Raw genomic sequence first — 1,744 nt, forward strand, 5'->3', positions numbered from 1 at the left:
GGGCACCACGGATGTGGTGCCCGGCCCGGCCCGTCCACCCGCCGCCGACCGGTAGCGCGGGCGGCCGTCGTCAGTCGCGACCCCCGTCGACCCGGTACGGCTCCTGGCCGCGCGCGGACGCCTCGCCCGGCTCGGCCGCCGGCTGTCGCTCCGTACCCTGCCCCGACGGCTCGCCGCCGCCGGTCGGTGCCTCGCCGGTGACCGGGCCCGCGGCCTCCTGCCGGCTTCCGTCCGTCTCGTCGCCACCCGCCGGACCGGCGGATGCCGGTCCGTGGGACGGCTGCGCAGCGCCCGCCGGGCCGGCGGCGTCGGGAGCCGCACCCGTCAGCCAGCGCTCCGGGGCCGCGGAGCGCCGGCCGAGCCGGGACCGTTCCGCCTGGGCCGCGATCTCCTCGCGGGCGTGGTCCAGGCCCATCATCCGGGCGGCGGCCGTGCCGTTGCCCCCGTGGTGCACCTGGAGGTCCGCCAGCCGCAGCCGGTGCATCCAGGGGCCGCGGCTGAGCCTGATGCTCTGCACCTTCGCGTGGGGGACGAGCGTGTGGACGCGCTTCAGCAGCCCGCGCCGCGCCACGAACACGGTGTCGGTCACCCCGTGGCCGTAGCCCCGGTACCAGATCGGGACGGCCCAGCGGCCGCGCCGCTGTGCGGGGCGGACCGACGCCACGGCCTCGTCGATCGAGACTCCCGGCAGGAAGCGGGCGATCAGCTGCGCGCACTCCGCGCGGCCGGCGACGGGCACCAGCATGCCGTTCTCGACGCCCTCCCCGGCGACCATGATCTCCAGCCGTGCCCAACCGCGGGAGCGCCACAGCAGCGGCTCGACGATGTCGACCGACTGCACCCGTCCGGGCGGCACCGTCGCGTGGTCGCGCTGCAACAGGCCGTGGTCCAGCCGCAGCCCGTCGGGCGACTCGCTCACCGTCCAGTCGTACTGCGTGAGGAAGCCGCCGATGCCCGTCTGCCAGACGACGGCCGCGAACGGCACGCAGACGGCGAGGGTGGCGAAGATGCTGCCGGTCAGCAGGTACATGCCCGGCGCGACGAGCAGCAGGAACAGCAGCGCGCCCCAGCCCGCGCCGAGCAGCAGCAGCGACTTCACCAGCGTGCCGGTCTCCACCCGGAGCACCTGCCGCGAGGGGGCCTCGCCCGCCGTCCGGGCCGCGTCCGGGGTGATGCCGGCGGCGCGCGCCAGCAACTCGGCCCGCAGCTCCCGGGCCTTGGCCTCCCCCAGGAAGGCCAGCTCGTCGGAGGACCCGGCCCCGACGACCTCCATCTTCAGCTTGGCGACGCCGACCAGCCGTGCCAGCAGTGGCCGGCTGACGTCGATGGACTGGATGCGATCCAGGCGCAGATGGGCGCTGCGCCGGAACAACAGGCCCGTGCGGATGCGGAGTTCGGTGTCGGTCACCAGGAACCGGGTGACCCGCCAGGAGAGGAACCCGTAGAGGGCGGCGACGGCCAGTATGCCCGCGAGGACCAGGAGCAGCGGCCCGACGCCCAGCTCGGCCAGGTTGCGCAACTGCTGCGGGTTGTTGAAGGCCAGGGCCGCCAGACCGGCCAGCGGTGCCCAGGCGCGGCGCCAGGGGGTCACCGGGTGCAGCCGCTCGCCCTGCCCGTCCGGGAACGCCTCCGCGGCCCCCTCGCGGCCGCTGTCGGTGCCGTCGGCGCCGCCCCAGGCCGAACTTCCGGTCCAGCGGCCCGGAGGTCACCTCGACTAGCTGCATGCGGCCGTACGGGTCCACGA

Annotated in this window: 1 protein-coding gene; it reads right to left on the bottom strand. The window is 75.9% G+C overall.

Annotated elements, in window-relative coordinates; all coding sequences use genetic code 11:
- Nucleotides 1-70 precede the first annotated feature (70 nt).
- Nucleotides 71-1,591, bottom strand: coding sequence for a PH domain-containing protein (locus HCN52_RS24165; protein ID WP_312876861.1), 1,521 nt, complete (start codon nt 1,589-1,591; stop codon nt 71-73).
- Nucleotides 1,592-1,744: the final 153 nt, after the last annotated feature.

Source organism: Streptomyces bohaiensis, from assembly GCF_012033785.1.
Taxonomy (GTDB): Bacteria; Actinomycetota; Actinomycetes; order Streptomycetales; family Streptomycetaceae; genus Streptomyces; species Streptomyces bohaiensis.